The sequence below is a fragment of the Acidovorax sp. genome (genome assembly GCF_016783915.1).
Classification (GTDB): Bacteria; Pseudomonadota; Gammaproteobacteria; order Burkholderiales; family Burkholderiaceae_C; genus Acidovorax.
The window spans coordinates 1-24707 of record NZ_JADHVT010000057.1 but is presented as its reverse complement, the minus strand read 5'-3'; the positions used below and the strand labels follow the sequence as shown (position 1 = coordinate 24707).

The following is a 24707-nucleotide window of genomic DNA, read 5'->3' as shown; positions in this document are numbered from 1 at the left end:
CTGGCCCTGGCCAATGACACGCCCTTCGGCCTGGCCAGCGGCATTGCCACCACCAGCCTCAAGCACGCCACGCACTTCAAGAGCCACGCCCAGGCCGGCATGGTGATGGTGAACCTGCCCACAGCGGGCGTGGATTACCACGTGCCGTTCGGCGGCCGCAAGAGCAGCAGCTACGGCCCGCGCGAGCAGGGGCGCTACGCGGCGGAGTTCTACACCACGGTAAAGACCGCGTACACGCAAGCCTGAGGCGGTCGCGGCACGAGCCTGCGCCCGCCACGGCACTCCAGCCCCGGAGTGGCGGGACCAGGCACCTGCACCGCGCCGGCGCGCACTGGCACCGCACAGGTCATTCGCAAGCGGTTTTTCAGCCAAATCGGCCGCAAGCGCCAGTGGATCATTCACTAGCAGCTATTATTTATATAGCAAAAACAATCCTTCTGCTCTACGCCGCTGATTCCGGCCACGACGGCAGCCGCTATCATCGCGCCCCATGACCACCCTCCGAACCTTCTCTGCGCTGCGCCTGTGGGTGCTGGCATGGTTCGTGGCATCGATCGGAGTGGCCATTGCATCGCCGCTGGTGCACCCCCAGGCCTTCGAGGTGATCTGCTCGGGCACAGGCGCCATCAAGCTGCTGGTGCAGACCGACGACGGCACCGTCGAAATGGGCGCGATGGGTATGGACTGCCCTTTGTGCTCCACCCCCAGCGCCCCGCCCCCCACGCCGGTAGCCGCCGTGCTGCCGCCCCACCCTCTGGCCCATGCGCTGCAGCCCGTCGAGGCCGCCCGCATCGCGGCCGCCACTGCAGCCCCCCTGCCCGCACGCGGGCCCCCATCGCGCTCTTGATCTGAAGTTTGTTGGCAGTACCCGGTACCTGGTGGTCGGGCGCTGCCTTGTTCCCGTTGGTTTCCAGACGGCGCAGCCCTGCGTGCACTCGACGCGGGCCTGGCTGCGCTGTCGCTTCAAGACAAGAGCGTTTTCATGTCCCGTTCCTACTCCTCCCCCCGCCATACTGCGCGCTCTCCGCGCCTGCCCCTTTCCCCTTTGTGCCGGAGCGTGCTCGCCACCTGTGCGCTGGCCTCGGTGGCAGCCCATGCACAGACAACCACAACACCCACCTTGCAGGCCGTGGATGTGGTGGATGCCGCCGCATCCCCGAATGGCAAGCTCAGTCTCGACACACCCGTGGACACCGGCAGCCGCCTGGGCCTGTCGGTGCGCGAGAACCCGGCGTCCGTCACGGTGGTGGACCGCGCCACCATCGACGCACGCGGCGCGCAAGACACGCAGGAAATCCTGCGCGCCGTGCCGGGTGTGGTGGCGCACAACGCGCCGGGCTCTATGTCCGCCCACTACCGGGGGTTCACGTCCAACTCGGTGGCACAGCTCTACAACGGCATCAACCCGCAGTACGGCAGCGCCACCCGCGCTGTAGATGCCTGGATTTACGACCGCGTCGAGGCCATCGGCGGGGCGTCGAGCTTTCTGTACGGCTCGGGCGGCGTGGGCGGCTCCATCAACTACATCACCAAGACGGCCGAGCGCAACGACTTTGCCGAGGGCCAGCTGCGCCTGGGCTCGTACGACCTGAAGGAAGTGTCCGTGGGCCTGAACCGCCGCATTGCCGGAGGCGATGGCGGCGCAGGCCCGGCCCACTATGTGCGCATCGACCTCAACCACCGCAACGCGGGCAGCTGGACCGAGGGCACCAAGACGCAGTCCACGCAACTGGCCACCTCTCTGCTGTCGGACCTGGGCGGCGGTTTCAGCCACACGCTGGCCTACGAGTACCAGAAGGACCATGTGGACCGCCCATACTGGGGCACACCAGTGCTCAACCCCGCCGTGGGCGCACCGACCATCGACCCGGCCACGCGCTTCAAGAACTACAACAGCGCCGACGGCATGTACGAGCACCGCGTGCAGTGGCTGCGCTCGGTGGCGCAATGGCGTGTGTCGGATGTGCTGCAGCTCAAGAACACGTTCTACTTGTACGACGCCCTGCGCGACTACCGCAACGTGGAGACCTACACCTTCAATGCCACCAACACGGTGGTCACGCGCACATCCCCGCTGTTGCAACGCCACGACCAACAGCTGGTGGGTGACCGCCTCGAAGGGACATACCAGGGCCAGCTCGCAGGCAAAAAAAGCGACTGGGCCTTTGGCCTGGACGTGAGCGTGAACAAGCAGACCCGCTTCCCGTTCGGCCCCTCGGTCACCGTGAGCACGGTCAATCCGTACCACTTCTCGACAGAGAACTTCTTCAACATCCCAGGCATTTCGCCAGTGTGGAGCCCTGACAAGGACAACAAGATCACCAACACCGCGCTGTACCTGGAAAACCGCACGGCCGTGATGCAGGGCGTGAATCTGGTCACCGCGCTGCGGCACGAGCGCATCGAGCTCGACCTGGTGAACCGCCGCGCCGTGACGGCCACAGCACCCGCCACCTTCAGCCGCAGCTACAACCCCACCACCGGCCGCCTGGGCGTGGTGTGGGACATTGCGCCCGGCGCCAACCTGTATGCACAGGCCTCCAACGCGGCCGACCCGCCATCGGGCTCGCTGGCCTCTGCCTCGTTTGCCGATGTGCGCAACAACAGCGAACTGACTACCGGCCGCCAGATCGAGGTGGGCAGCAAATTCGACTTCTGGGATGGCAAGGGCAGCGCCACGGTGGCGGCCTTTGAAATCCGCCGCAAGAACATCGCCTCGCAAGACCCGTCCAACCCCAACCTCACGGTGCTGGTGGGCGAGCAGTCGTCCAAGGGCATCGAGCTGTCGGCCGGCATCCGCCCCACGCCCCAATGGCAGCTGCAGGGCAACCTGTCGCTGATCCGCGCCCGGTATGAAAACTTTGTGCAGGGCGGCGTCTCGCGCGCGGGCAACGTGCCGCAATTGGTGCCGCAGCAGGTGGCCAACCTGTGGGCCTCGTATGCCATCACGCCCACCGTCAGCGCCAGCGCGGGCGTGCGCCATGTGGGCAAGGTGTATGGCAATGCGGCCAACACCAAGTTCTGGCCGTCGTACACGCTGCTGGACCTGGGCCTGGCGTGGAAGGTCAACAAGACCACCACCCTCACGGGCCGCGTGCGCAACGCTACCGACCGCATCTACGCAGCCGAGACGCGTGACCAGGTCTACCTGGGCGCACCGCGCACGCTGGACGTGACGTTGCACACCGCGTTCTGACGCAGGCAAGGAACTGGACATGCCACACGCCAAACGCTGGCTGTACCTCGTCCACCGCTGGCTGGGCGTGCTGCTGTGCGCCTTCTTCGCCATGTGGTTCATCTCTGGCGTGGTGATGATGTACGTGGGCTACCCCAAGCTCACGCAGGCCGAGCGCCTGGCCCACCTGCCGCCACTGCGCAGCGCCATCGCAGGACCCGAGCGCCTGCTCGAACCCTCAGAAGCCCTGCAGCGCGCGAGCCTGGCAGGGCCGCTGCAAGACCTGCGGCTGGCGGTGGCCAGCGGCGGGCGCGCCGTGTACCTGGTGGCTCCCGCAGCACCGACTGGAGACGCCGCACCACGCCCGCGCCGGGCACCAGCACCAGCGGTCATCGACGCCCTCACGGGCGAACGGTTGCAGCGCGTGGACGCCACGCACGCCATCGCATCAGCCCGCGCCTTTGCACAGGAAGCCAACCCTTCCATCGACTACCAGGGCACGATCGACGAAGACGCCTTCACCCACTCACGCGCGCTCGATGTGCACCGTCCCCTCCACCGCCTGCACCTGGGTAACAGCGCGGGCACCGTGGTCTATGTGTCGGGCACCACGGGCGAGGTGGTGCGCGATGCACCACTGCAGGAGCGCGCCTGGAACTACGCGGGCGCCTGGATCCATTGGCTCTACCCCTTCCGGGGCAATGTCTTCAACGACTACTGGACGGACATCGTCAACTGGCTGTCCATCGCGGGCATCGTGCTCACAGTGACAGGCACCATGGTGGGCGTACTGCGCTGGCGCTTCAAGGGGCGGTACAAGACGGGCTCGCGCACGCCGTACCGGGGCTTCATGATGCGCTGGCACCATGTGTTCGGGCTGGTGTTCGCCGCCATCACCTTCACCTGGATCTTCAGCGGCCTCATGTCGATGAACCCCTGGAAGATTTTCGACAGCGGTGCAGCACCGTTGCGCCAGCAGGCCATGAACGGCGGCCTGCTGGAGCTGCCCGCGCAGGCCGCCACCGTTCAGGCATTGTTGTCGGCCGCTTCGCCCAACACCCGTGAGCTGCGCTGGGTGCGTAGCGCAGGCCATACGCTGGTGCTGGCCCAGGGCCCCATCGGCGCACCTGCGGTGCTGGACGCCACCGCGGCCACTTCGCACACCTGGACCCCGGGCGCTGTGGCCCAGTCCGCCACGCGCCTGCTGCCCCACGCAGTGGTGCGAATCGACACCCTGACCACCTACGACCTGCACTACTACGACCGCGCCGCCCACACCATGACTGGTGGCGTCGACAAACCCCTGCCCGCCCTGCGCGTGGTGTTTGACGACCCACATGGCACCTGGGTGCACATCGACCCCCACACAGGCGCCGTGCTGGGCCGCACCGACAGCCACCGTCGCACCAGCCGCTGGCTGTTTGCCATGCTGCACAGTTGGGACTGGCTGCCGCTGCTGGACCGCAGGCCGCTGTGGGACATGGTGCTGATCGTGCTGAGCCTGGGCGGGGCGGTGATAAGCCTGACCGGGGTGGTGATGGGGTGGCGCAGGCTGGGGGCCAAGCTGCGGCCACCTCGGCGAAATAAACAGCACCGTCCGGAGCCAGCGTGACACCGCCCGACCTACACCATGGCTACACTGGCATGGCCATCCAGCAAAGCCATTGAAGCGGGACCCACCTGCAGCCATCGCAATCACAGATTCTGCTGCCATGCCCACGCCCCTGCCTTACGCCCGCCCTGCGCCGGACGCCCCCTCCCGAGGTCACGCTGGCCTGCAGGCCAGGGTGGTTGTGGTGGTGGGAACGACGGTTGTGCTCTTTCTTGCTTGGGCACTGGTACTGGCTGTCCTGAACGTGACCTGGCGCAATGCCATGGACTCCCAGACCCGCCAGAACAGCAACCTGGCGCGCACCCTGGAGGAACAAACCATCCGCGTACTGGCAGCGGTGGACCAGGCCACCCTGCGCATGCAGGACGCAGTGATCGCATCGGACTTTGAAACTGCGAACTTCACGCGCTTTGCCAATGAGACCGGGCTGGCACCGCTGATTCTGACCCAGCTGTCGCGGGTCAACCCCGATGGCCGGTTCATGGGCAGCAATCTCGATCCGACGGGTGAACAAACCGGGCATGTCGATCTGTCGGAACGCGAGCACATCCAGGTCCATCTGACGCCCGAACGCTCGCGCGAGATGCAGCTGCAGATGACCCGCTCAGGGCTGTATGTCGGCAAACCCGTACTAGGCAAGGTGTCGGGCAAGTGGACCATACAACTGTCGCGCAAGATCGTTGCGGCCAGCGGCAACACCTTGGGAATGGTGGTGGCATCGCTCAATCCAGGCTACTTCGAGGATGTGTACCGAGGGGTGGAGCTTGGCAGAACCGGCAGTGTCACCCTGCTGGGCGATGACCGTGCGGTGCGCGCCCGTGTGGTCGGAGGCCAGAACCAGGGCATGGGCACCACCCTGAACAGTGCGCCGGGCGACAACGCCGAGCGCCTGGATCGTGAAGGCCACTACGTGCGCACCAGCAGCCTCGATGGCGTCGAGCGTATCTATGCCTACCGCCGTGTGGGGGACTACCCGCTGCTGATTTTTGTGGCCACCAGCACCGCCGACGCGCTGCTGGAATGGCGCAGCAGCCGCAATGTGGCGCTGATCACGACCAGCCTGTTCAGCGTAGCCCTGATCGGCGCGGGCATCATCTTTCTGCGCAGCCTGCGCCAGCTCGAAAACACGAACGCTGCGTTGCGCATCAGCGAGGCCCAGGCCCATTCAGCCAGCCAGGCCAAGAGCGAGTTTCTGGCGGCCGTGTCACACGAGCTGCGCACCCCGCTCACCAGCATTCGGGGATTTGCCGAACTGATGGAGCTGCGACTGGACCAGCCCCGCTACAAGGAACAGGCCAGCCTGATCCGCAAGGCGGCCGACCACCTGAATGCCCTGCTCACCGAGATCCTGGATCTGGCCAAGGTGGAGGCAGGCGCAATGCCCCACACGCCGACCGAGCAGAACGTGGCGGAGATCGTGCAGTCCACAGCCGACTTCTTCGCCGTCACGGCCGCCAACAAGAACCTGGAACTGCGCGTCCACATCGCCCCTGAGGCGCCAGCCACGCTGATGTGCGACGGGTTGCGGCTCAAGCAGGTGCTCAACAACCTGATCTCCAACGCCATGAAGTTCACCGAAACCGGCTCCGTCGCCATCGAGGTGGACGCCGCTGGCGACGCTGTGCGCTTTCATGTGGTGGATACCGGACCCGGCATACCGGCACATTTGCACGAAACAATCTTTGAGAAGTTCCGCCAGGGCAATGATCGGGTGAGCTACCAGCATGGCGGCACCGGCCTGGGGCTGGCGCTGTCGCGGGCGTTGGCCGCTCTGATGGGTGGCACGCTGACGCTGGCGTCCACCGAAGGCCAGGGCGCACGCTTTACGCTGACCCTGCCACGCAACCCGACTGTTGCCGTCACGGAGTAACAAAAACGCCACGGCCAATACCTGTTGGCGGCAGCGCAAGGTTGGACCGAGCAGGAACATCGGGGCCGGCGCCGACAAGGGCAGAGCCGTTACACACAGACCTGTGGCTGAGCACCAGCATCCCACTGTGCAACCGCGTTCAAACGCCCTTGCCGCTACTGAAATCGCCCCGGGGTGCCACTAAGACAAAACGCAGCGCGGCGTTCCGAAATTGTGTCCAATGGTTACACTGGTTTGTTGCCCTGCTTCACGGGGCGGCAATGCCTACCTTAACGCTCCCCACACTCCATCCCTCACACAGGGACCCTGCACCATGAAATCCCGCTCAACCCTTGCCGCCTTGGTCTTCCTCTTCGCGGCCAGCGCCTCTGTACACGCTGCTGATGACTACAACCGCCCACCTGCGGGGGACGCTCAGTACAAACAATGCCTGACCTATTCAACCACTGTCTATGAGGGTGGAAACGCACCCAGCCCCATCAAGGGCCAAACCAAGGCGCAAGCATGGTGCACCTGCATGTGGAACGAGACGCCCGACGACTTCAAGGGCAATCTGGTGAAGTTCGCAGAAACCCGCAAGGGCAAAGAGACCAACAAACTGTGCGAGAAACACGCCGACTGGAGCGAGTAAGCCGCACAGCTCCTGGTTTCAGTCCCTACAGCCGCCTGAGGGCGGCTTTTTCTTGCCCGCAGCTACCAAAACGGGGAGGCGGTGGCAGGCTTCAGCGACTGCGCAGCGTACGGCTGAGCAAGATCACCGGCACCAGCCCCACTGCCACCAGCGCCAGCGACGGCAAGGCGGCCTCGCCCAGGCGCTCGTCACGCGCGAGCTGGTAGGCCACCACGGCGAGGGTGTCGCTGTTGAAGGGGCGCAGCACCATGGTGGCAGGCAGCTCCTTCATCACATCCACAAACACCAGCAGCGCAGCAGCAGCGGTAGAACGCTTGAGCAGCGGCCAGTGCACGCGCGCCAGCAGGCCTGCGCTGCCGGTGCCCAGCATGCGGGCTGAGTCATCCAGACTGGGGGGAATCCGCGCGTAGCCGCTTTGCATGGACTGCAGCGCCACCGCGCAGAACCGCACGAGGTAAGCCCACACAATGCCAAACGCCGTGGCCGTGACCAGCGCGCCCACGCCCCACTGCGGCATCGCGGCCTGCAACCAGCCCACAGGCAGCAGCAACCCTACCACGATGACGGCGCCCGGCACGGCGTAGCCCACGCTGGCCAGTTGCACCACACCACGCGTGATGGCATCGGGCTGGCGGCGCACCGCAAAGGCCAGCGCCAGTGCAATCACCAGGGCCAGCGCCGCAGTGATCCCCCCGAGGCGCACGCTGTGCCAGGCCCATTCCATGAAGCGCTCCCACGGCAGCACCGACCAGTCGGCCGCCAGTGGCCGCAGCATGAAGACCACCGGCGCCACAAAACCCATGACCACCGGCACCGTGCAGACCGCCCAGGCTGCCCAGCGGCGCGCACCCCGGAGCGCCAGCGGCTGCGCCTCGGCCGAGCCCGCGTGTCCGCCACCGGTCGCAAACCGCATGCGTTTTTGCGCGCGGTGCTCCAGGTGAAGCAATGCCAACACCACCACCAGCAGCATGGTGGCCAGCTGCGCGGCAGCCAAGCGGTTGTCCATCGACAGCCAGGCCTTGTAGATGCCCGTGGTGAAGGTCTGGATCCCGAAGTAGCTGGCAACGCCGAAATCGGCCAGGGTTTCCATGAGCACCAGCGCTACGCCCGCAGCCACGGCAGGGCGCGCCAGCGGCAGGGCCACGGCGCGAATGCGGCGCGAAAGCGGAGCACCCAGCAGGCGCGCGGCTTCCATGAGGTGAGCGGCACGCTCGCCCAGCGCCGTGCGCGCCAGCAGGTACACATAGGGGTACAGGGAGAAGATGAACACCCACACGGCACCGCCCAGGCTGCGCACCTCGGGCAGCAGGCGGCCTTCCAGGCCAAAGGTGTTGCGCAGGCCCACCTGCAACGGTCCGCTGAACTGCAGAAAGTCGGTGTACGCATAGGCTGTGACGTAGGCTGGCATGGCCAGCGGCAGCAGCAGCAGCCATTCAAAGGTGCGTCGGCCCGGAAAGTCGAACAACGTCACGGCGGCGGCAGCCAATGTGCCCACCACTGCGGCCCCCAGCGCCACCAGCAGGCTCAGCCACAGCGTGGTCCACACATAACCAGGCAACACGGTGGCCGCCATCTCGCGCAGGATCGCGCCCGCCTGCGCATCGCCCTGGCCTGCGCCCCCCCAGGGGAACCACGACGCCAGCACGGCCAGCACCGGCAATGCCAGAAAGCCTGCAAACAGGATCAGCGGGATACTGCGAAGGACAGAAGACGGCGTGCGGCGCAAGGCAAGGGCTCGGCAGGATGAAGAAAGCGCACACCTGCCGAAAGGCATGGGCACAGAAATGCCCAGGAATGCAAATGCGAATTTTAAGCATTCACTCCACCCCGCCTAAAATGTGCGGATGTTTCTTGAGGTCTCTCAACTCGAAGTGCGCTACGCAGGCCGTGCGCAGGCAGCCGTGCAAGGCGTCACACTCAGCCTGAAAGCGGGCGACATCGGGGTGCTGATCGGGCCGTCTGGCTGCGGCAAGACCACCCTGCTGCGCGCCGTGGCCGGGCTGGAGCCCGTGACGGGAGGCGAGATCCGCCTCACCAAAAGCGTGGTCAGCAGCGCCCGCCTGAGCGTGCCGCCCGAGCTGCGGCGCATCGGCATGGTGTTCCAGGACTATGCGCTGTTCCCGCACCTGTCGGTGGGCCGCAATGTGGCGTTTGGCATCCACCAGTTGCCCAAGGCCGAGCAGGCCGCGCGGGTGGCTGAGGTGCTGCAGCTGGTGGGCCTGACGGGCAGCGAGCACCGCTACCCGCACGAACTCTCTGGCGGCCAGCAGCAGCGTGTGGCGCTGGCGCGTGCGCTGGCGCCGCGCCCACAGCTCATGCTGCTGGACGAGCCGTTTTCCAACCTCGACGTGGACCTGCGCGAGCGCCTGGCACACGAGGTGCGCGGCATTCTCAAGGCCGCAGGCGCCACGGCGCTGTTTGTGACGCACGACCAGTTCGAGGCGTTTGCCATCGGCGATGTGATTGGCGTGATGAACGAAGGCCACCTGCACCAGTGGGACGATGCCTACACCCTGTACCACCGCCCCGCCACGCGGTTTGTGGCCGACTTCATCGGCCACGGCGTGTTTGCCCCCGCCACGCTGGTGCAGCGCGGCAACAACGTGGTGGCCCAAACACCCTTGGGCGACCTGACCGACCTGGATGAGTGCCCCCTGCCCAGCAGCTACCCTGCGGGTGAATGTGATGTGCTGCTGCGCGCCGACGACATCGTGCACGACGACCACGCGCCCGTGCAGGCACAAATCGTGCGCAAGTCGTTCCGGGGGTCGGAGTTTCTGTACACCCTGCGCCTGGCCAGTGGCCACACGGTGCTGGCCCATGTGCCCAGCCACCACGACCACGCGCTGGGCGAGTGGATCGGCATCCGCGCCCAGGTCGACCATGTGGTGACGTTTCCGCGTGGCTGAGGCGGTGATGGAATCAAAATCGGCCGGATGCGCTAGTCGAACATGCCTGAATAGCTATTGAATCAATAGCAACCACCCTTCAGCTCAGGACTTGCCCATGCGCTGCAGGCCCTCCAGCCCGTTCAGGTCCACCTGCGACATCAGGCCTCGCAGCTCTTTCACACCGATCTTGTCGCCCTCGATGCTGACCACAAGGCCGTTCTTCAGGATGGTCTTGAACTCTGCGTGGCTGCCATCCTTGTCGTAGCGCTGGTGCAGGGTGCGGCCACCCTCTTGCCAGGTCTTTTCGGCGCTGGTCTGGTCTTCTTTCTCGCCCTGCGCCATGCCCATGGCCATCACCGCCATCTGGCCCAGGCCGCCCACGTCCACGATCTCCAGGCGCAGCTGCTTGTCGTCGTTGCCGTATTGCGCGCTGGCCTGGCTGGTGGGCAAGCCCAGGGCTGCACCGTCCTGCACATCAAAACCCGTGCGGGGCAGGCCCGCCAGCTTCTCGGGCAGGGCCGCCTTGAGCGACTGGGCCGCAATGGCCTGACCCCCACCCAGCACACCCGCAGCGGCCTTGGCGGCATCGCCCGTGGCGGCTGCGATGGCGGCCGGATCCTGGCTCTTCTGGGCCTCTTCCATCTTGCGGGCGGCTTCTTCCATCTTCTTGCCGGCAGCTTCCAGGCCGGCGGTGTCGATGGACACCTTGCCACCGGGCGTGTTCATGGTGATGGCAGGGGCATCGGCACCGCCAAACAGCGCACCGCTGCGCGGCATGAACAGCGCACTGACGGCACCGATGACCACCCCCATCACGATGGCAGCAATGATGACCACCACCGTGTAGCCCACCGACTTTTCGGGCGCACTGCGCATGAGCACAGGCAGGCCGGTGTAGAGCAGGTAGATGGAATACACCGCCGCCAGCAGGCCCAGCATGGCCAGCGACGGCAGCAGGCTGAACACACCGCCCAGCAGGGCGGCCGTGCTGGCGTACACCGCCACCTTCTGTGCCTGGATCGCGTTCTTTTGCCCGCCGAAGGTGGGCGCCAGCGCATCGATGATGAAACCGAGCACCAGCAAGCCCGCCAGGCTCAACCCGTATGACACGACCATGTTCACCAGCCCGGAGACAAAAGGCACGCGGATGGTGACCCCAAAACCGCCAAAACCGATCAGCGACATGCCGATGAAACCGCAGACCGCCGGAATGGCGGCCAGGATCATGGCGTAGCGGGTGAACAGGGTGGCGGTGTCGGTGGCCTCCGTGTCGATGGTGGCCCAGGTCTCTTTGGGTTGGAGAAGAATGCTCTTGGCGCGCTCAATCAGGATCATGGTGCCCTCCCGGCAATGTGCAAAGGCCTGCCGTGGTCAGCAGGCGAATGGAAAGCGCGGACGATACGGGAGATTGCGCAAGGCGGACCACCACGGCCGCTGCCAGGGCGGCCCAAAGCGTGCAATATGCACGCTTTCGCTGCGCAAAGACGAACCTAGGCACCAGGGCTGAGGGCTCAGGCTTTTCGGAGTTGATCGACCGTGTCGTGCAGGTGCTGTGTCCAGGCGCGGCGGTCGCGCTCGCCTGCCAGTTCGGGCGGGCCGTAGTGCACCACTGCCTCGATGGGCGGGGCACACAGCGTGCGCCAGATCGAGCCCACCAGGGTTTCGTCGCCGATGTAGCTGGGCGCAAAGCTGGTCGCACCTGAAGCCTTGTCGGCAAAACGCAGGCCCACGGGCTGCACGGGCGCCTTTGCGGCCACGGCAGCCTGCAGCAGGTTGGCATGGAAGGGCAGCATCTCACGGCCATCGCCCGTCGTGCCCTCAGGAAAGACCGCCAGCACCTCGTGGCGCTCCAGCGCCTCCTGCATGGACCGCACCATGCGCAGCGCATCGCGGCGCGAGCTGCGCTCGATGTAAAGCGTGCCTGCGGCAGTGGCCAGCGTGCCAATCAGCGGCCAGCCCTGCACGTCGGACTTGGAGACAAAACGGCAATGCCGCGCTGCATGCATCACGGGGATGTCGAGCCACGAGATGTGGTTGGCCACCAGCATCACCGGCCCGGTCACCGGGGGCTGCCCCAGGATGCGCAGGCTGATGCCCGCGTGGGCCAGCAACTCCAGCGACCACACCTGCACGCGGGCGTGTTGCTGGTCGGGCGATAGCGCGGGAAACCGCAGCGCCACGATCCACAGACCTTTGACAATGTGGCCCAGCAGCCGCAAAAGACGCCAGCTGGCAAGCAAGGATTTCACCGCCGGGCCTCGTCGCGCCGCACGGCCTCAGCCACGGTCAAAAGCGACCTGCCCGCCGACGAGGGTCATACGCACACGACCGGGAAGCTCGTAGCCCGAGAACGGTGTGTGTTTGCCCTGGCTGCGCAGTGCATCGTCCTGCACCGTCCACGCAGCCTGCGGGTCAAAGATGCACAGGTCGCCCACGCCACCTTCCACGATCTGGCCCACGCTGGCCTGCAGCGTACCCAGTGCGTTGCCCAACACCCGGGCGGGCTCGCACGTGACCACGGCCAGCGCGCGCTGCAGTGGCACGCCACTGCCCTGCGACCACTTGAGTGCGAGCGACAACAGCAGCTCCAGCCCCGTGGCGCCGGGCTCGGCCTCCGCAAATGGAAGGGTCTTGGCGTCCTCATCGACCGGGGTGTGGTCGGAAACCAGCGCGTCGATAGTGCCATCGGCCAGCGCGGCGTTCAGCGCATCGCGGTCGCGCTGCTGGCGCAGGGGGGGCGACAGGCGGGCGCGGCTGTCGAAGAAGCCGATGTCCACGTCGGTGAGGTGCAGCGAATTGATGCTGACATCGGCCGTCACCTTCAGGCCCTCGGCCTTGGCGCGGCGGATCAGCTCCACCCCCGCCGCGCTGCTGATGCGGCACAGGTGCACACGGGCACCGGTGGTCTTGAGCAGTTCAAAAATGGTGTGCAGTGCAATGGTCTCGGCCGCCACAGGCACGCCCGACAGGCCCAGGCGCGTGGCCAGCGGGCCGCTGGCAGCCACGCCCTTGCCCAGGTGCATCTCTTGCGGGCGCAGCCACACGGTGTAGCCGAAGGTGGCGGCGTACTGCAGCGCGCGCTGCAGCACCTGGGTGCTAGCCAGCGGCACCTCGGCCTGGCCAAAGCCCACGCAGCCGGATTCGGTCAGCTCGGCCATCTCGGTCAGCACCTCGCCGGCCAAGTTGCGCGTGAGGGCCCCCAGAGGGAACAGGCGCGACTGGTGCAGCTTCTCGGCGCGGAACTTGAGCATCTCGACCAGACCTGGCTCGTCGAGCACGGGGTCGGTGTCAGGCGGGCAGACCAGGCTGGTCACGCCACCGGCCACGGCGGCGGCCATCTCGGATTCGAGCATGCCTTCGTGTTCGTGACCGGGCTCGCGCAGGCGCGCCGCCAGGTCCACCAGGCCGGGCAGCACGATGCAACCGGCGGCATTGATGGTGCGGTTGGGCGCAAAGTCGGGCGGCACCCGGTTGACGCTCACGATGCGGCCTGCCGCCAGCGCGATGTCACAGGTCTGGTCGAGGCCCGAGGCGGGGTCGATCACACGGCCGTTCTGGATCAGTATCTTCATGATTTCAAGCCAAATTGGCCGATAGCGCTAGTGATATATGCGCCAGCAGCTATGAAAACAGGAGCAACCATTGTGCGTTTCACGCCTCGTTCCCGGCGACGATGGACATCACGGCCATGCGCACCGCGATGCCGAACGTCACCTGCGGCAGGATCACGCTCTGCTTGCCATCAACCACGGCGGAGTCGATCTCCACCCCCCGATTGATGGGGCCGGGGTGCATCACGATAGCGTCGGGCTTGGCCAGTTGCAGCTTCTCCTGCGTGAGGCCGAAGCTCTTGAAATACTCCTGGCTCGACGGCAGTAACGCACCGCTCATGCGCTCGTTCTGCAGGCGCAGCATGATGACCACGTCGGCGTCCTTGATGCCTTCTTCGAGCGTGTGGCACACGCGCACGCCCATCTGCGCCATGTCCGACGGCACCAGGGTGCGCGGGCCCACCACGCGCACTTCGGCGCAGCCCAGCGTGGTGAGGCCGTGGATGTCGGAGCGCGCCACGCGCGAGTGCAGCACGTCGCCCACGATGGCCACCGTGAGGTTGCTGAAATCCTTCTTGTAGTGGCGGATGGTGTACATGTCCAGCAGCCCCTGCGTGGGGTGGGCATGGCGGCCATCGCCCGCATTGATCACGTGCACATGGGGCGCCACATGCTGGGCGATGAGGTACGGTGCGCCCGATTCGCTGTGCCGCACTACGAACAGATCAGCCGCCATGGCGGACAGGTTGGCAATGGTGTCGAGCAGCGATTCGCCTTTGCTGGCCGAGCTGCGCGCGATGTCGAGGTTGAGCACGTCGGCCGACAGGCGCTTGGCCGCGATCTCGAACGTGGTGCGCGTGCGCGTGCTGTTCTCGAAGAACAGGTTGAACACGCTCTTGCCGCGCAAGAGGGGCACCTTCTTCACTTCGCGGTCGTTCACGCTGACGAAGTTGGCGGCCGTGTCGAGGATGTGCGTGACGATGTCACGTGGCAGGCCCTCGATGGACAGCAGGTGGATGAGTTCGCCGTTGCCGTTGAGTTGGGGGTTGCGCTTGTGCAGCACGGTCAGGCCTCTTTGACTTGGAATTGGAAGGTGCCGCTGTCGTCACGCGCCAAGGCCAGCGACTGGGCGGCAGGCAAGGCCACACGCGCAGCCGCAAAGTCGGCCTGCACCGGCAACTCGCGCCCGCCACGGTCCACCAGCACGGCCAGGCGCACGCTGGCGGGGCGGCCGTAGTCGAACAGCTCGTTGAGCACGGCACGGATGGTGCGGCCGGTGTAGAGCACGTCGTCGAGCACCAGGACGTCAGAACCGTTGACGTCGAACGGCAGCACAGTCTGTGCGCTGGCCGACAGGCCCCGCTGGGCGAAGTCGTCACGGTGCATCACCGACGAGAGCACACCGGCGGGCCCTTCAAGGCCCAGGTCCTTTTGCAGGCGCTCGGCCAGCCAGGCGCCACCCGACGCAATACCCGCCAGGCGTGTGGTGGGGGTCAACATGCTGCGCACGCCGCGCAGCAGCTCGCGGTACAGCGCCTCGGCGTCTAGCACCAGGCTGCCGGACATTCCGGGGGATGGGGTGGTCATGGGAGATTCCTCAAAAACTGTTCCAGGATGATGCAGGCGGACGCTGCGTCCGCATCCTTGGCACCACCCGCAATGGCTTCGGTGGTGCTGTAGCGCTCGTCCACCTCGAACACTTGCAAGCCGAATCGGCCGCGCAGCTGGCGGCCGAACTTGAGAGCGCGTGCGGTGTTCTCGTGGCTTGCCCCGTCGGGGTGGTAGGGCACGCCGATCACGAGGGCGTCGGGCTGCCACTCTTTTATGCGCTCTGCCACCTGGGCAAAACGGGCGTCGCCCTCGGCCTGGATGGTGCGTTGCGGCGTGGCGCTGCGCAGCATGCGGTTGCCCGATGCCACGCCCGTGCGCTTGAGGCCAAAGTCAAAAGCAAGAAAGGTCTGGAAATGCGCAGGAACGGCTGGCGGCTGGATGGACTGAGCGGGCACGCCAGTCATGCGTGCCCCGCCTCGGGCGACAGCATCCAGGCCTGCAGGCCCAGGAGCGACAGGGCCCGGTCGTAGCGCTCGGGCACGGGTGTGTCGAAGATCACCGACAGATCAGCCGCCACGGTGAGCCAGGCGTTCTCGGCCAGCTCCGATTCGAGCTGGCCCTCACCCCAGGACGAGTAGCCCAGCGTGATGAGCACGCGGCGGGGGCCCGCCCCTGTGGACAGCGCTTCCAGCACGTCCTTGGAGGTGGTCATCTCCAGCCCGCCGGGGATGGTCATGGTGGAGGCGTAGGCCGATTCGTCGGTTTCCGCACGGTCCATGAGCATGGGCTCGTGCAGCACGAAGCCGCGCTCGGTCTGCACCGGGCCGCCCTGGAACACGGGCTCCTTGCTGAGATCCTCACGCCGCAAGGACAGGTCGACCTTGTCGAACAGGCCCTTGAGCGTGATGTCGGTGGGCTTGTTGATGATGAGGCCGAGCGCACCGCGTTCGCTGTGCTCGCACAGGTAGACGACGCTGCGCGCAAAAGACTCATCTTCCAGGCCGGGCATCGCGATCAGGAAGTGATGCGTCAGGTTGATGGGCGCAGAATCGAAAGACATCCCGCAATTTTAACGGTGAACATGCCCCCCTCCCCCGAGCCCACTTACCCCCGTGGCCTGGTCTGGTTCCGCCGCGACCTGCGTGCCCATGACCACGCCGCCCTGTACCACGCGCTGACGCGCTGCGAGCAGGTGTTCTGCGCCTTTGTCTTTGACAAGGACATTCTCGATGCCCTGCCCCGCGCCGACCGGCGGGTGGAGTTCATCCGGGAGTCGCTGGTGGAGCTGGACGACACGTTGCGCGCACTTTCGCAGCAGGAACAGGGTGGCCTCATCGTATGGCATGCGGTGGCCAGCGATGCCATTCCGGCGCTGGCCAACGGCCTGGACGTGCAGGCGGTCTTTGCCAACCATGATGATGAACCCCAGGCGCTGGACCGCGACCGGCTGGTGCGGACCCGGCTGGCCGCAGCAGGCAAAGCCTTCCACACATTCAAGGACCATACCCTACTGGAGCGCAGCGAGGTACTGACGCAGACCGGCAATCCTTACAGCGTGTTCACACCGTACAAGAATGCATGGCTCAAGAAGATCGATGCGTTCCAGCTCAAGAGCTATCCGGTGGAGCGCCATGCCCACCATCTGGCGGCGCGCCCGGAAGGTCATTGCCAGCCCGTGCCCACCTTGCAGGACCTCGGGTTTGAGCCCACAGCGCTGTCCCAGCTGCGCCTGCCCACCGGAGCGCGGGGCGCACAGCAGTTATTCGAAGATTTTCTCGACCGCATCGAGCGATATGAGGACACGCGCAACTTTCCGGCGGTAAAAGGGCCCAGCTACCTCAGCGTGCACCTGCGTTTTGGCACCATCTCGCCGCGCTTGCTGGCGCGCACGGCACACCGCCTGATGCTGGAGGGCAACCCGGGCGCGACGACCTGGCTCAGCGAGCTGATCTGGAGAGACTTTTACTTTCACATCCTGCACCACCACCCGCATGTGGTGGACCAGAGCTTCAAGCCGGCCTACGACGCCATCGCCTGGGAGACCGGCCCCGAGGCCGATGCCCTGTTTGCCGCCTGGTGCGATGGCCGCACCGGCTACCCGCTGGTGGATGCCGCCATGGCGCAGATCAACCAGACCGGCTACATGCACAACCGCCTGCGCATGGTGGTGGCGAGCTTTCTGGTGAAAGACCTGGGCATCGACTGGCGCCGGGGCGAGGCCTACTTTGCCACGCACCTCAATGACTTCGATCTGGCCGCCAACAATGGTGGCTGGCAATGGGCCAGCTCCAGCGGGTGTGATGCCCAGCCCTACTTCCGCATCTTCAACCCGGTGAGCCAGAGCGAGAAGTTCGACCCGGAGGGCAAGTTCATCCGCCGTTACCTGCCCCAGCTCGCAGCGCTCCCCACCAAGGCATTGCACGCCCCCTGGCTGGCGCGCCCGCTGGAGCTGCAGGAAGCTGGCGTGCGCCTGGGAGACACCTACCCTTTGCCTGTGGTAGAGCACGACGCGGCACGGCAACGAACGCTGGAGCGGTATGCCGTGGTGAAGACGGCAGCAGGGTGAGAACACACGGATCTGCCGACCAAGGCGGTCAGACGACACGCGCTGCCGCCGTGGGGTCAGCGATGCGCCGTGGGCGGCGGGTCGCTCGGCGGTGGCTCCTCTGGCGTCATCTGCATGCCCTCACCACCCAGTGATGCACCGGCTGCCAGCCGCAGCCGCAGACGAACATCGGTACGGTTGTCGGCGTTGGCAATGGCTTCGTCGGGCGATATGGCGCCAGCTTCCACCATGCCCAGCAGTGACTGGTCAAAACTCCACATGCCCTGCTCGCCACTGCGGGTGATGGCAGTCTTGAGTTCGTCGATCTGCCCCTTCTGGATCAGCTCGGCCACATAGGGCGTGAGCAGCATGATCTCGGTGGCTGGCACCAGGTGGCCCACGAGGCCCGGCACCAGGCGCTGCGCCACCACCGCCCGCAGGTTGAGGGACAAGTCCATGAGCAGCTGGCGGTGCGCGTCCTCAGGGAAGAAGTTCAGGATGCGCTGCACCGCCTGGTTGGCATTGTTGGCGTGCAGTGTGGACACGCAGAGGTGCCCAGATTCCGCGTAGTGCAGCGCATGCTGCATGGTGGCCCGGTCGCGGATCTCGCCGATCATGATCACGTTGGGCGCCTCACGCATCGCACGGCGCAGCGCCTCGTCGTACGACAGCGTATCAAGCCCCACCTCGCGTTGGGTCACCAGGGATTTTTTGTGACTGTGCAGGTATTCGATGGGGTCTTCCACCGTGAGGATATGCCCGCCAGTGTGCGTATTGCGATGGTCCAGCAATGCAGCCAGGGTGGTGGTCTTGCCCGACCCTGCCGAACCCACCGTCAACACCAACCCCCCTTTGAGGAAAGCCAGCCGCTGGAGCACGGGTGGCAACCCCAGCTCTTCCAGCGTCGGGATCCTGGCAATCACGTGGCGAACCACCATGCCGACCTGGCCCCGCTGCATATGCACGTTCACGCGAAAGCGCTCGCCCTCGGCGGTCTGCAGCGAGAGGTCGCACTCCATCGTGGCCTCAAACTCCTTGCGCTGAGCCTCGCGCAAGATGGAATAGGCCATCTTGCGCACATCGTCGGCTGCCAGGACTTGCTGTGTGATGGGAACAAAGGCACCCTGACGCTTGATCGTGGGCGCCGCACCCGCCAGCAAAAACAGGTCAGAGGCCCGCTCGCGCACCACCAGTGCCAGACAGGCCAGCAGCCGTGGATCGGTGGAAGGGGATGGTGTCAGCGGATCCATCACAGTGACTCGGTCCGCCTTGTACACGCACCGGGCGCACGGGAAGGCAACAAATGAGCCCCCCCGACCCAGGCTGACTCGCAGGGTCGGGGGTGGACCTGCATGGCGTCAGACCTCAGCAGCCGCAGCAATGCGGGCGTAGTGCTGGATCAGGCTCAACAGTTCTTCGTCCGAGTACGGCTTGCCCAGGTAGTGGTTCACACCCAGCTCCATCGCATGCTCGCGGTGCTTTTCAGCGATGCGCGAGGTGATCATGATGATGGGCAGCTCGCGCAAGGCGCCATCTGCACGGATATTGCGCGCCAGATCGAACCCGTCCATGCGGGGCATTTCGATGTCGGACAGCACCACCGTCGGGCGCTCCTCCTGGAGCCGCTCCAGCGCTTGCAGGCCATCGGCCGCCAAAGCCACCCGGTAGCCTTCGCGCTGCAGCAGGCGCTGCGTCACACGGCGCACGGTGATGGAATCGTCCACCACCAGCACCAGCGGCACCTGGCTGGTACCCGCCAGCTGGGGCGATACCACTGATTTGCCTGTGCTGCCGGCACCCTGCGCATCCGGTGCGGGGGCCATATCGGCACTGGCCGCACGCACCTGGTCGCCATACACGGTCGCCAAGGCCACCGGGTTGTAGATAAGCACCACGGCACCCGACGCCAGCACGGACATGCCCGCCAGACCCGGCAGACGGGACAGCTGCGGCCCCAGGTTCTTCACCACCACTTCCTGGTTGCCAAGCACTTCGTCCACGTGCATGGCAATGCGCTGGGCAGCGCTTCGGAAGATCACCACCGGACGGGTCTTGCCCGCTGGCTCGGTGCTGCGCGTGGAGGACTGCAGCAGGGCTCCCGACCAGAAGAACGGGATCTTCTCCATCCCGTCGTCAAACACGCCGGTGCGGTAGGCCTCTGCAAGATCAGGGGCCGAGGTGCGGCGGACGATTTCGACCACGTTGGCCGGAACGCCAATCGCCAGATCGCCCGAGCGCAGCATCACCACCTGCGTCACCGCTGTGGTCAATGGCAGCACCATGCGGAATGCAGCGCCTTTGCCTGCCTCCGTAGAGGTTTCGATACGGCCGCCGAGGGCGTTGATCTCAGCGCGGACCACGTCCATGCCGATACCACGACCTGCCAGGCCAGTCACCTCGGAGGCCGTCGAGAAACCCGGCATGAAGATCAGGTTGGCAGCGTCGGCATCGCTCAGTTCCACGCCGGTTTCCACGATGCCCTGGGACAGGGCTTTTTCGCGGATGCGTGGCAGGTTCAGGCCCGCCCCGTCATCGCGGAACTCGACCGATACGTCGTTGCCTTCGTGGTGCAGATCGACCGTGATGGTGCCGGACGCGGGCTTGCCCGCAGCCACCCGCACCTCGGGATCTTCGATGCCATGGGCCACACAGTTACGCAGCAAATGCTCGAACGCAGGGGTCATGCGGTCCAGCACGCCACGGTCCATTTCGATGGAGCCGCCGGTGATGTCCAGCTTGATCTGCTTGCCGGTTTCCTTGGAGGCCTGGCGCACCACGGCATACAGCCGTTCGGCAATGCCCTCGAACTCCACCATGCGGGTGCGCAGCAGGTCGCGCTGCAGTTCACGCGCCTGACGGCCCTGGGCGATCAGGTCGTCTTCGGCGCCTTCCATGGCGCGTTGCAGATTGCGTTGCACCGTGGCCACGTCGTTGACCGACTCGGCCATCATGCGGGTCAGCTCTTGCACCCGTGTGAAGCGGTCGAACTCCAGCGGATCGAAGCCTGCCGCAGAGTCTTTGGACAGTGCCAGGCGCGACTGCATCTGGGACTCGGCCTGCACCTCGATGTCGCGCAATTGCTGACGCAAGCGGTCCAGGTTGCCTGACAAGTCGCTGAGCGAGCTGCGGAACTGCCCCAGGCGTGCATCCAGGCGCGAACGACTGATCATCACCTCGCCCGCCTGATTGACCAAACGGTCCAGAAGCTGCGCACGCACGCGGACCGACTGGTTGGCCGCGACCCGGAGAGGCGCCAACTGGGAGGGCCCCGGCAAACGTACGGCCGGGGCGGTCACCGCCAGCGGTTTGACTGAAGGTGCTGCAGCCGAAGGTACGGAGGCCTCTGCCGCTTCGGCCAAGTGCGCGCGAGCCACGGGCGCAGATTCGACCGGCAGGGCAACCACCGTATCGGCGGGCCCTTGACCAATCGCGCGCAGTGCATCGAAATTGGCTTGCAACCCGTCGAAGCTTGCTTGCAATGGCTCGATCTGGTCGGCGGTGACAGTTTCTGCGTCCAGCTGCTCGATCGCAGACTCCAGCCGGTGGGCCATTTCGCCCAAACGCATCGCCCCAGCCAGTCGGGAGCTGCCTTTGAGCGTGTGCAGGGCCCGCAACACTTCGCTACGGGCGCTGAGGTTGTCTGGGCGCGAGGCCCATTGCCGCAACGCTCCACCGAGCTGCGGCAGCAACTCGGCCGCCTCCTCCTCAAAGATGGGGAACAGGTCGGGGTCGATGACGTCGATCGCATCGATATCGTCGTCAGCATCCGGGATCGAGGCGATGGCGTGCGCGATGGCGTCGTCAACGTGCTGATCGTGATCATGGATCACCGCAGACAGAGCGGGCGCCACGTGGCCGACCACCGGTGCGGGTACAACAGGGGTGGCAGGCTCGGCTTCTGGCTCTGCATCCGTCGCGAGACTGTCCACCGAAGGCTCGGGTGCAGAGATCGTTTCAGCCACAGGTGCTGCGAAGGCTTCCTGTTCTGCGGCGTCGAGATAGGCCTGCGCATCTTCCTCGGGTGGAGACTGGGTACTCACCACCTCCGTTTCCAGAATCTGGCGCAGTTGGGCCAGCACTTCCGGGCTGGGCTCTTTGAGGAAGCCCGCAGCAAACTGATGCAGCAGGCGGCGGATGTCTTCCGCCGCCGCCATGAAGGCTGCAGCCTGCTCCTGGGTTCCGCCCGATTGCAGCTGCACATGCTGCAGCGTGTGCTCCAGCACGCGGGCCATTTCGGACAAGGCCGTGAAGCCCACGGTGGCAGAGCTGCCAGCCAGTGAGTGCGACAGGGCCACGGCCACGTCAGGCAGCGGCTCGTGCAGTTCCAGCGCCCACTCCTGCAAACAGGTCACGAGGCGACGCGACCATTCATCTGCCTCGTTCAGGTACACGTTGTACAGCGGTATGCCAATGCGCAGCGTGTCGATGACCTTGACGGCATCGTCGCTGCCGCCTTCTTCCTGCGGCAGGGCGTCGAGCAGATTCGACACCTCTTGAGCAGGCAACACATCCACACCAGCGTCCAGCGGAAGTGCCTCAGCCCTTGGCACTGCCTCAGCGGCGGGTGCCAGCGATTCGGCAGACTCGGCCTCCAGCAGCCTTTCCAGCTCGGCAACGTCCAGGGCTTCCAACCCATCCGACGGGATGTCAGCATCGGCACTCACCACATCCTGCGGATCAGCAGCATCGAGCACCAACTCCTCTGGCAGCAACAGCGCATCGACGGGGTCAGCATGAGCAATCTCATGCGCAGGCGGCGCGGCCGACGCAGGCTCCAGATCAGGCAGTTCCAGATCGAGTACAAAGTCCACGTTGGACGGATCGACCACGGGCGCGTGTTCGTGAGCGGACTCGTTCAGTGCGGCAGTGAACACCGAGAAGTCGATCTCCTCGGCCACTTCCGGCGCAGCGCTGGCGGTTTCGACGGGCTGTTCGGGCACATGCTCCGAAATCTCGGTGGCCTGAAAATCCGGAACCGTCAGTTCGTCGTCGAGCGACTCGGCGGAAAGTGCAGCCACCGGCTCTGGCGCCGCCTCGCCAAGCTCCGGCGCGGCCTGGGGCACCACGGGTTCAGGCGCCATACCGCCACTCGATGGCATCACCAGCGGCACCAGCGTGCCGTCCAGGCGCATGGCGTCGGCAGACCTGCGGAAGGACTCAGGGTCCCAACCAGTCGCGCGGCCTGCAGCGATGTCATCTGCCCAGTTGCTGAAGGCATGCAGTGCATCGGTGGACAGTTGCAGCAAGCTAGGCTGCATGGGTTTTTGTTCGGCCAGCCAGACGTTGAGTACCTGCTCCATCGACCAGGCTGCTTCGCCAAAGTCGTTCAGCCCCACCATGCGCGAGCTGCCCTTGAGCGTATGGAACGCACGGCGCAGTGTGGTCTGCTCGCTCAGGTCACCGGGTTCACCCCGCAGCTGCTCAATGGCAGCCAGGCCGTTGACCACCACTTCGCGCGCCTCTTCGAGGAACACGTCGAGCAGTTCATCCTCGACATCGGGCACTGCAGCTGGCGCGGCCACCGGAGAGGAAGCTTCCGTCGGTGCCGGCGTGGCAGCGGTTGAGACGTCAAAGGATATGTCCGGGGCCATGTCGGCAGGCTCTGCCGCCACGCTGGCATCGGCCGCAGGGGTCGGCTCAAAATCAGGGAAAGGCGCAAAGTCCGTGGGCTCGCTGACAGGCTCCGGCACCGGAAAGCGGGGAATCACGTCAGGCACTACGGTGTCAGAACGCTCTTCCAGCTTGGCCGGCGCTTCTTCCACGGCATCGGATGCGCGCGCACGGGTTTTGCCCATGAGGATGCGCAGTTCGCCCAGTTCTTCGTCGTACACAAAGAGCTTGCGCGCCATGGTGCGCTGGTAGCTCAGCATGTCGATCAGGAAACCCAATGCGCCCAGGCTGTTGCCCAGCTTTTCAAACGCGCGCTGGCGTTCTTCTTCGGGCACCTCGTTGATCAGCAGGCGCTCCACCGTGTCGCGCATGCGAACCACGGCCAGCGATGCCTGATCGAGACCCAGCACCGACAGCACGCCGCGCATCTGCGCAAGATGCCCTGGCACGGTCGCCAGCACACCGGTGTCCTTGGGATTGCGGAAAAACTGGTCCATGGCCTTTTCGGCCTCGCCCAAGGTCACCCTGAGCTCGTCGACCACACTGCCCATGGTCTGGTTGTCGCTGACCCGGCGGTACAGCTCTTCCATCCATTGTTCAAGGGGTTCGGGCTCGGCGCCCGCCGTGACCGCATCCAGACGCTCTGCAAGACGGCTAGCGCGGGCTTCCATCTGTTCGTCTGCAGTGTCCAGCTCTTCAAAAGCTGCCTGCAGGTACAGCACGGAGGTGGCCACTTCCATCGCCAACGCGGGCGACGGGGGCTCACCCGATCGGGTGGTCGAATCGAGGGCACGCGTCAACGCCTGTGCCAGGTTTTCGCTGCCCGGGTGGAGCTTGCGCAGCGAATCGCACACCAGGCTGAACTGGTCTGCAGCGGGCTTGAGTTTGTTTCGGTCACCACCCGCCAGGGCAGACCAGGTTTCCGTGGCCGAGGCAATGCGCTTGCGCGCCTGCGTCAACACCGCCGGGTCAAAACGTCCGAAGCGGGCAGTCTCGTAGTCCACCGGCTTGAAGCGGTCCAGCGCAAAGGCCTGACGGACAGCACGCAATGAGGGCGCTGCGTCCTCTGCCAGATCGGCCACCTTGGCCTGCGAGCAGAAGAACAGCAGGTCCTGCACCAGCCGGTCGGCGATCGTCGGATCGCCCTTGGCCAAGGTGGCGTACTGCATGAGCACACGGGATGCCACGCGCTTGACGTACACATCTGGCGGCAAAAGGCCCGAGCCAAACGCATCGAAGAAACCCGCGCAAATTTTCCAGAACGCACGCGC

At 65.6% G+C, this 24707-nt stretch carries 18 protein-coding genes; 8 read left to right on the top strand and 10 right to left on the bottom strand.

The window, feature by feature from the left end; translation table 11 throughout:
* The 6 genes from ISS20_RS12510 to ISS20_RS12485 all read left to right on the top strand — a co-directional run.
* On the top strand, window positions 1-246 hold a 246-nt coding region (locus ISS20_RS12510), incomplete at its 5' end, for an aldehyde dehydrogenase family protein (protein WP_291437022.1).
* Between the two features lie 244 nt (window positions 247-490).
* Window positions 491-847, top strand: coding sequence for a DUF2946 family protein (locus tag ISS20_RS12505; RefSeq protein ID WP_291437020.1), 357 nt, complete (start codon window positions 491-493; stop codon window positions 845-847).
* Between the two features lie 135 nt (window positions 848-982).
* On the top strand, window positions 983-3196 hold the full coding sequence (locus tag ISS20_RS12500; RefSeq protein WP_291437018.1) for a TonB-dependent receptor: 2214 nt from the start codon (window positions 983-985) through the stop codon (window positions 3194-3196).
* A 19-nt stretch (window positions 3197-3215) separates the two neighbouring features.
* The gene (locus tag ISS20_RS12495) at window positions 3216-4787 is read left to right on the top strand and encodes a PepSY-associated TM helix domain-containing protein (RefSeq protein ID WP_291437016.1); all 1572 of its coding nucleotides are present in this window, start codon (window positions 3216-3218) and stop codon (window positions 4785-4787) included.
* A 100-nt stretch (window positions 4788-4887) separates the two neighbouring features.
* Entirely contained in the window at window positions 4888-6657 is a 1770-nt protein-coding gene (locus ISS20_RS12490; protein WP_291437014.1) for an ATP-binding protein, read from the top strand.
* 313 nt (window positions 6658-6970) lie between these two features.
* A complete protein-coding gene (locus ISS20_RS12485) occupies window positions 6971-7288 on the top strand; it encodes a hypothetical protein (RefSeq protein ID WP_291437012.1) in 318 nt (105 codons plus the stop codon).
* A gap of 91 nt (window positions 7289-7379) precedes the next feature.
* Here ISS20_RS12485 and ISS20_RS12480 read toward each other — a convergent pair whose 3' ends face one another.
* The gene (locus ISS20_RS12480) at window positions 7380-9014 is read right to left on the bottom strand and encodes an iron ABC transporter permease (protein ID WP_291437010.1); all 1635 of its coding nucleotides are present in this window, start codon (window positions 9012-9014) and stop codon (window positions 7380-7382) included.
* 118 nt (window positions 9015-9132) lie between these two features.
* Here ISS20_RS12480 and ISS20_RS12475 point away from each other — a divergent pair, with 118 nt between their 5' ends.
* Window positions 9133-10197: an ABC transporter ATP-binding protein gene (locus tag ISS20_RS12475; protein ID WP_291437008.1), complete on the top strand. Its 1065-nt coding sequence runs from the start codon at window positions 9133-9135 to the stop codon at window positions 10195-10197.
* Window positions 10198-10281: 84 nt separating this feature from the next.
* Here ISS20_RS12475 and ISS20_RS12470 read toward each other — a convergent pair whose 3' ends face one another.
* The 7 genes from ISS20_RS12470 to ISS20_RS12440 all read right to left on the bottom strand — a co-directional run bounded on the left by ISS20_RS12470 (window position 10282) and on the right by ISS20_RS12440 (window position 16341).
* Complete coding sequence (locus ISS20_RS12470) at window positions 10282-11514, bottom strand: Yip1 family protein (RefSeq protein WP_291437006.1); 1233 nt, start codon at window positions 11512-11514, stop codon at window positions 10282-10284.
* A gap of 176 nt (window positions 11515-11690) precedes the next feature.
* The gene (locus ISS20_RS12465) at window positions 11691-12428 is read right to left on the bottom strand and encodes a lysophospholipid acyltransferase family protein (RefSeq protein WP_291437004.1); all 738 of its coding nucleotides are present in this window, start codon (window positions 12426-12428) and stop codon (window positions 11691-11693) included.
* A 27-nt stretch (window positions 12429-12455) separates the two neighbouring features.
* A complete protein-coding gene (locus tag ISS20_RS12460) occupies window positions 12456-13751 on the bottom strand; it encodes a dihydroorotase (protein WP_291437002.1) in 1296 nt (431 codons plus the stop codon).
* A 79-nt stretch (window positions 13752-13830) separates the two neighbouring features.
* Window positions 13831-14793, bottom strand: a complete 963-nt coding sequence (locus ISS20_RS12455) for an aspartate carbamoyltransferase catalytic subunit (RefSeq protein WP_008903259.1) — start codon at window positions 14791-14793, stop codon at window positions 13831-13833.
* 2 nt (window positions 14794-14795) lie between these two features.
* Entirely contained in the window at window positions 14796-15317 is a 522-nt protein-coding gene (gene pyrR, locus ISS20_RS12450; protein WP_291436998.1) for a bifunctional pyr operon transcriptional regulator/uracil phosphoribosyltransferase PyrR, read from the bottom strand.
* Window positions 15314-15745, bottom strand: coding sequence for a Holliday junction resolvase RuvX (gene ruvX, locus ISS20_RS12445; RefSeq protein WP_291436996.1), 432 nt, complete (start codon window positions 15743-15745; stop codon window positions 15314-15316). Before ruvX ends, pyrR begins: the two co-directional genes overlap by 4 nt.
* Entirely contained in the window at window positions 15742-16341 is a 600-nt protein-coding gene (locus tag ISS20_RS12440; protein ID WP_291436995.1) for a YqgE/AlgH family protein, read from the bottom strand. Before ISS20_RS12440 ends, ruvX begins: the two co-directional genes overlap by 4 nt.
* A gap of 21 nt (window positions 16342-16362) precedes the next feature.
* Here ISS20_RS12440 and ISS20_RS12435 point away from each other — a divergent pair, with 21 nt between their 5' ends.
* Window positions 16363-17847 (top strand): deoxyribodipyrimidine photo-lyase, encoded by a 1485-nt coding sequence (locus ISS20_RS12435; RefSeq protein ID WP_291437024.1) that lies wholly within the window; start codon window positions 16363-16365, stop codon window positions 17845-17847.
* Between the two features lie 56 nt (window positions 17848-17903).
* Here the strand turns inward: ISS20_RS12435 and ISS20_RS12430 are convergent, their stop codons facing one another.
* A complete protein-coding gene (locus tag ISS20_RS12430; RefSeq protein ID WP_291436992.1) occupies window positions 17904-19076 on the bottom strand; it encodes a PilT/PilU family type 4a pilus ATPase in 1173 nt (390 codons plus the stop codon).
* A gap of 108 nt (window positions 19077-19184) precedes the next feature.
* On the bottom strand, window positions 19185-24707 hold a 5523-nt coding region (locus tag ISS20_RS12425), incomplete at its 5' end, for an Hpt domain-containing protein (protein WP_291436990.1).

What these genes read in the sequence shown, in the direction of transcription:
- ISS20_RS12435 (WP_291437024.1), top strand. Translation starts at nt 16,363, where the DNA reads ATGCCCCCCTCCCCCGAGCCCACTTACCCCCGTGGCCTGGTCTGGTTC.
- ISS20_RS12490 (WP_291437014.1), top strand. Translation starts at nt 4,888, where the DNA reads ATGCCCACGCCCCTGCCTTACGCCCGCCCTGCGCCGGACGCCCCCTCC.
- ruvX (WP_291436996.1), bottom strand. Translation starts at nt 15,745, where the DNA reads ATGACTGGCGTGCCCGCTCAGTCCATCCAGCCGCCAGCCGTTCCTGCG.
- ISS20_RS12460 (WP_291437002.1), bottom strand. Translation starts at nt 13,751, where the DNA reads ATGAAGATACTGATCCAGAACGGCCGTGTGATCGACCCCGCCTCGGGC.
- ISS20_RS12475 (WP_291437008.1), top strand. Translation starts at nt 9,133, where the DNA reads ATGTTTCTTGAGGTCTCTCAACTCGAAGTGCGCTACGCAGGCCGTGCG.
- ISS20_RS12440 (WP_291436995.1), bottom strand. Translation starts at nt 16,341, where the DNA reads ATGTCTTTCGATTCTGCGCCCATCAACCTGACGCATCACTTCCTGATC.
- ISS20_RS12430 (WP_291436992.1), bottom strand. Translation starts at nt 19,076, where the DNA reads ATGGATCCGCTGACACCATCCCCTTCCACCGATCCACGGCTGCTGGCC.
- pyrR (WP_291436998.1), bottom strand. Translation starts at nt 15,317, where the DNA reads ATGACCACCCCATCCCCCGGAATGTCCGGCAGCCTGGTGCTAGACGCC.
- ISS20_RS12505 (WP_291437020.1), top strand. Translation starts at nt 491, where the DNA reads ATGACCACCCTCCGAACCTTCTCTGCGCTGCGCCTGTGGGTGCTGGCA.
- ISS20_RS12485 (WP_291437012.1), top strand. Translation starts at nt 6,971, where the DNA reads ATGAAATCCCGCTCAACCCTTGCCGCCTTGGTCTTCCTCTTCGCGGCC.
- ISS20_RS12495 (WP_291437016.1), top strand. Translation starts at nt 3,216, where the DNA reads ATGCCACACGCCAAACGCTGGCTGTACCTCGTCCACCGCTGGCTGGGC.
- ISS20_RS12470 (WP_291437006.1), bottom strand. Translation starts at nt 11,514, where the DNA reads ATGATCCTGATTGAGCGCGCCAAGAGCATTCTTCTCCAACCCAAAGAG.
- ISS20_RS12500 (WP_291437018.1), top strand. Translation starts at nt 983, where the DNA reads ATGTCCCGTTCCTACTCCTCCCCCCGCCATACTGCGCGCTCTCCGCGC.